This window comes from Psychrobacillus sp. MER TA 171 (assembly GCF_023713305.1).
GTDB lineage: Bacteria > Bacillota > Bacilli > Bacillales_A > Planococcaceae > Psychrobacillus.
Window position 1 is genome coordinate 168,342 of sequence record NZ_JAMAWN010000007.1, and the last position, 6,000, is coordinate 174,341.

The window sequence follows — 6,000 nt, forward strand, 5'->3', positions numbered from 1 at the left end:
ATTTCTGTATACATTTTACAGAACCCAAATATAAAAGTATTTTTTTGTTGGTTTCTTTTTAAAAATGAACAGAAAAAAAGAACTTGCCACCACAACAAGTTCTAAGGTCTTTCCTAAATTTTCGATTGAATGCACGTACAGCTACCAACTGTACCCATCGGCCTGGCTTGCTACCAACAAGTAAGAGCTGAGAAATTAAATCATAATCTCTTTCACTTGGATCATTCTCAAAAAACGAGAAATTCCGGGGCGTCTTTCTTATTGCCAAAAAAGGTATGTGCAGTTATTTATTATAATAACAAACTCAAACCCTTTTGACAACTAGAAAAATTGGCCTTTTTGAAAGAGTAATATAGTGTACTTTACTGTTGTTTTCGACAAAATATGACACGTACTCTTCGACTTAGCTGCTTCTTTAGGTTTTTATTCTAAGATTTTACCACTGTACATATTTACAGTGATATTTTTTCCATAAATATAAAATCTGCCTACAAGATGTAGAAGGTCCTACAGAAATAAGGGGATATTAACATGAGTAATTTATATGCTTTAAAAAATGATATAAAAATTGGCTACGCTAAACCATCCAAGAAGCATATGTTTAGTTTTGCTAAAGGAGATCTTCCACTTAACGGGAGTACTATGAAGTTTCTTTTAGCCATGTCCAAATATATTGATTCAACCAATAGAATAGTAATTGACGTTAATATACTCGCAAGAAAATTACATATACAAAGAAAAACTCTACAAGGAATTTTGAGAGAAGCTAAGTATTACAAGCTAATCTACTTAAAAGATGGTTTTTATTATTCAAATTTTCATGTAGTTACTAAAGGTAATTCTACAGAAATGGAGTACATTCGTTTACTGGATGAATACACTTCTCCTGTATTCTTAAATTACACATTAAATCTCCAAAGATTACTCTGCTATTTTTTAGCTGCTTCTCCTATGGGGACACAGCAAACATACAATATTGTTCAGTTATACAACAATAAAATGAAAATGAAAAAACATCGTGGGATAGATACTGTAAAGAAAACTGGTGGACTTGATATTTTTCCTACCTTCAAAGACTTACTTAACGGCTTATCTGTCTTAGTAGAAAATGATCAGATTGAGTTAAAGCTAATAAACAAGGCAACCGGCCGTAGTATTAAGCTTAATTCATCGAACAAAAATACTAAGGATATACTATTTGCACATTTTAATATGACTGAAGATAAAAGAAAGAATAGAATAAATAATGATGTACTTTACAACGAATTAATTCAGGTGAAAATCAGTAAACGCTTGTGTCAACAAAACTGTAAAGTAATTGCTACAGAATATGAGATTGAAGAAATGGCCCTTGCTAATAACTTCAGTTTTTTCGATATGCCCGAAACTCAAAGAAACTATTTAATTGGAATTAAAAATAGTTTAATGGGTTTTTGTCCTCAATCAGGTGCTACACTTTTTAGAAAAACACTACTAAACTATTTTTCTGAAAAAGGTCCCCTGGTTCTTTATCATGCACAAAGAGAAAAAGCAGTTAATTACTTCGTTGATTTTTATCTATTACCAGAAGTACGTAACATTTTAACTGGCGCTGCCTTACACCAAAATATTATGGCTACACAATTACGTGACATTAAGTTCAACGAAATACTTACAGCTGGGTATATTGTGTCTTTAGGAGATATTTGCGGTTTTATAAAGTTTTATTCTAAATATGGTTCCACAGGGGACATGTATTTGTTACATAGCAATTTGAGAAAGCATTTCATAAATACCAGTACTTTTAAACATGAGGGTTGGTCCAAATTTAATGAAAAACTGGATTTACAAGTAGAACCAATAATTAATACCTGTAAAACTGTTTTTAAAGAAGACGTTCGTTCATTAGATACTTATCTAACTAAATTAGCTGAAAGTGGCGTTATGTCCAATAAAGAGAAGCTAGAAAAAGAGTTAGATAGACTATTAAATATTGAACCAATAATAAAAGCGAATTTAAATGAGTTAATACTCAATATAGAGGATGAAGATGAAAATAGAATGAAAGTCCCTTTTTATAATTGGTTAGAAGAAAGAGAATAATTTTGAAAAAAATTCTAATCGCACCTAGAAAGATCTACTTATTATTCGTAGGTCTATTTGTCATGCTTTTAAATATTCTATTTTGTAACCAAATTTTTTTATAACTAAAATCTAATAGATTTACCGAAGAGATTCAATTTCCTATGCCCATTACTTCCATTTTTTAACTTATTAAAAAGATTATAATAAAAACAAAAAATATATATTTAACTTTAATAAGTTATATTGTTCCAACTTTAGTTAAATGTATATTGATGTATATTCCATTTTTTTACTTTATGTTTAGAAAGCCTATGTTTAATAGGACTCTGCTCGGTCTATTTTGTGCAATATAAATTATGTATAGGTTTTGATATTTTATTTGTTATTAATTTTGTAATTAAATTTGATATATAATAACTTAAAACAAACTAAGAAATATTCGATATAAAAAAATATGCTAGACTAAACATAAAGAAAAAAGAAAGGAGAAAACAGTATGCCATTTGGCTATGAAAATTATCGTTTAAAAAATGGAATTAGCCCAAAAACTGTTGTGAATGAAGTAAGTCTCATTCAATCCTTTTTAAAATTCGTGGATGAATATTATAATCGCTCAGTTGCTCCTCATGAAATACGACCAATAGACGTTAAAAACTTCTTGGATATTCAAAGAAAAAAGCCTATAAAAGATTCCACTGTAAACAGAAAGCTTGTATATATAAGAGTTTGGTTTAACTACATGTGGGAGCAAGGGAAGATACCTGTAGACTTTATGGAGAAGTTTAAATATGATGTATTAGATCTCACACCTAAAACGCATAAAATTACTTTAAATTATTTTGAATTACTCAGTAAAAGAGATAATGTCTATAAGAACTCAGAAATGCCTTTAAATGCAAAGCTATTTTTTTTATTTGATTTAAGGGGCATGAGAAGAAGAGATACATTAGGAGTGACTATAAAAGACATAACAGATCTTGGAGATGAATTAAATGTCCTTGTAGAAACAAGAGATGGGACTGCAACCTTTAATCTTACTCATCCAGGAGAGATTAGTGTATTGCTACAAGCCATAGAGAGAGCCGTATTTAGAGACACCCAATACCTTTTTACTGTCAAGAAGAAGGACCAGTATCTTCAAGAGCAATTATCATCTTCTTCAGCAACCAACAAAGCCTTAGCTAAAGTGCTAGGATTTAACTTACACTCTGAGGTAGTAAGGTTTGCATACGTACACTATTTACACATAGCAAAACAAGCAAAATTAGAAGAAATACAAGAATTACTAGGTACAACCAGGGAACGAGCTGCAAATATATTAAAAGAGGCTCTTGTTCGAGTAAACAATGTAGATTATAATATGCAAAGAACCTCTTAATTTTGACTATAATAAAATACTTATAATGGGAGCACCCCATAGTAGACGTGAAGAGAATACTTCGCTTACTATGTGGTGCTTTTTTTCATACTAAACATTAAAAAGGGGAGGAATATTAAAAGCATGCATTGTATCCAAACATACAAAAATCCTAAACAGATTAATCAATTACAAGCACTAGAAAACTTGACTATCGTTTTGTTACTTCAAAAGCCCATATTTAATAGTTCAAAGAGATTAATACAAGTACCGTTCAATGAAAATAAAATACTGTTCCTCGAAGAATATATTCTGAGGTATAATCTTAGTTCTCATGTGACTTATAAAGAAAACTTAGTAACATTACATCACTCAATAACTGTAGAAAATCTTGTGAGAGATTGGACTCCAAAAGGACAGGTAATAGGTATTAATCCTAATAAAGTATCTAGTGATTTATTTATGCTTTGGATATGTCTATTTGCAAAGAAGACTGATAAGAATGTGATAATTGAAACAGAATTAGAGGATCAAGTGAAACTTACCATATGTCGATTTTTCCGTTTATATTTACAAACAAACTTGATAGATAGGGGTAATATTTTTCAGATAAGGCCCTTTACAAACCTTATCCTAAAATCGTACCAGGAAAATAGATTTTTAGAGGAAACAAAAGAGCTGAACAACTTATTAACTGATAAAGATAGAAATAAATTAAAAAAGATATTGAACTCTTGGGAGGATTATAATGGTGTCTCATAAAAAAAATAGCTACTTATTTTTGGTAATAGCTGCTTCGTTAAGTTTAAGCGCTTGTTCTGACTCGATTTTTAAAGAAAGGGTTTCGGAGAATGAAACAAAGAATTTAAAAATAGAGAAAGATGAAAGTGAAAAAAGTAATGATGAATCTCCACCAGCTGAGGTTCATATATCAGATGAACAAAAAGAAGTTATAACTGATTCTGAAACAATAACTTCTGCTGAAGATGCCGTAAAAAACAGTGAGCTATCGCTGAGACAAGAATTAGAAATTATCGAAGTGCCAGAGAAGGATGTATATACCGACGTTAACGAATTTTCTCAGTACGTAAATGGATTGTTTTTTCTTTATCATTCAAAACAAATAGATGCTGAAACATTCTATAACAAGATAAATCCTCACTTTAGCAAGGAATTTACAGAGTATCTACCAAAGGATAAGGAAGAACAAATTCAAGTGTTTAATGTACTTCAGAAAACTTTTATAAAACAACTGAAATCTCCCATAAAAGAATACCAAATTACAAATGTTGAGGTTGGTAAACGAATAGAAGAAGCCAGTGTATATAGAAAATATATTCAAGCAAATGGAGAATTGATTTATTATGAATCGGTATTTATTAAACAAGATGGAAAATGGCTTATTTTAGATGATAGTCCTGCTCCACCATATGTTATAAGTTCTGATATTGAATCTAAATTCGAAAAAAAGAAAGGGGATTGAACATGCAATTAACAGAAATTACTTATACAGAGGTTTATAATTACTTTCAAGAACAATTTAAAAATAACCTTGAATTTAGAGAGGAAATAAATGAGCTTTATTTGTTTTATCGAAGAAAATTATTACTTCACGCTAAGCAAAATTATCAACAAGACTTAATAGAATATGATTTTGAAGAAGTCGTAAAAAGCACTATTTTTAATGGATATTATATTATGAAGCTTATTTTGTCAGATAAGGATACGGTTTTATCTGATGATGATTGGATGCTAAATCCGGGAACAGCTAGGAATGAAATACCTAAGTTCTTAAAATCTATAAATAATGACAACGCCCTGGATTGGAAAACAGAAATAAACCACCGATTTAGCATGGAAGTATTAAATAGTATAGAAAGTGCTTATGATCTTACAAAGTCATTGATTCGAGAAATAGCAGAGTACGGTGCATTTAAAGCATTTATAGAGGATACTCGGTACAAGGGAAGTGTAAATAGCGCAGAAATTAGCTTACTACTAGGAAATTCAAATGATTTATACTTTCTTTCACCACAGGTTTATACGGTACCTTCATTTGTTACATTACAACATGAAATATGGGATTTGTTTTTTTGGTCTTCATTAAACAAAGAAGACTGGGTTGGAACTGTTCATCTATCTAAATTACCAACCGATGAGGATAAATTAATTTATTTAATTGAATTTAATATTTCTGATTTAATTATGGAAGCCGAGAAAATGGAAATCATAGAAAAAATGGTAAGTAATTTGCCTTTAGAGATCCGTTCAGGCTTACAAATTAGATTATATAATGTTAGCCAATTAGATCTTGTTTCTACTGTATCTAATGTCTAAGTTCATTTAAAATTGTAAATATAAAAGCAGCATCTACAAGCTTAGTAGAAGTTGCTTTTGTTTTTATAATGAAAATATTAATAAAATGAATTAGTTTTTAAAACAATATACGAGTTGTAACCGTCAAGTAGAATTGAACACTTTTTGCTAATTTAGAGTGAACACTTTTGCTTAAAACAAATTCTGTCGGTTTTTCATCCGATAACTGTCTCCATTCATGTGTATTACCTCCACACGATGTA

Annotated in this window: 5 protein-coding genes; all 5 read left to right on the top strand. The window is 30.1% G+C overall.

The genetic code is table 11. The features are described 5' to 3' along the window. The first annotated feature begins 531 nt into the window (after positions 1 to 531). A complete protein-coding gene (locus M3627_RS09125; protein WP_251555009.1) occupies positions 532 to 2,082 on the top strand; it encodes a hypothetical protein in 1,551 nt (516 codons plus the stop codon). A gap of 478 nt (positions 2,083 to 2,560) precedes the next feature. Then, positions 2,561 to 3,442: a site-specific integrase gene (locus M3627_RS09130; RefSeq protein WP_251555017.1), complete on the top strand. Its 882-nt coding sequence runs from the start codon at positions 2,561 to 2,563 to the stop codon at positions 3,440 to 3,442. Between the two features lie 123 nt (positions 3,443 to 3,565). Then, positions 3,566 to 4,183, top strand: a complete 618-nt coding sequence (locus M3627_RS09135; RefSeq protein ID WP_251555019.1) for a hypothetical protein — start codon at positions 3,566 to 3,568, stop codon at positions 4,181 to 4,183. Then, entirely contained in the window at positions 4,170 to 4,904 is a 735-nt protein-coding gene (locus M3627_RS09140; RefSeq protein WP_251555021.1) for a hypothetical protein, read from the top strand. Before M3627_RS09135 ends, M3627_RS09140 begins: the two co-directional genes overlap by 14 nt. Positions 4,905 to 4,906: 2 nt before the next feature. Next, entirely contained in the window at positions 4,907 to 5,758 is an 852-nt protein-coding gene (locus M3627_RS09145; protein WP_251555023.1) for a hypothetical protein, read from the top strand. Positions 5,759 to 6,000: the final 242 nt, after the last annotated feature.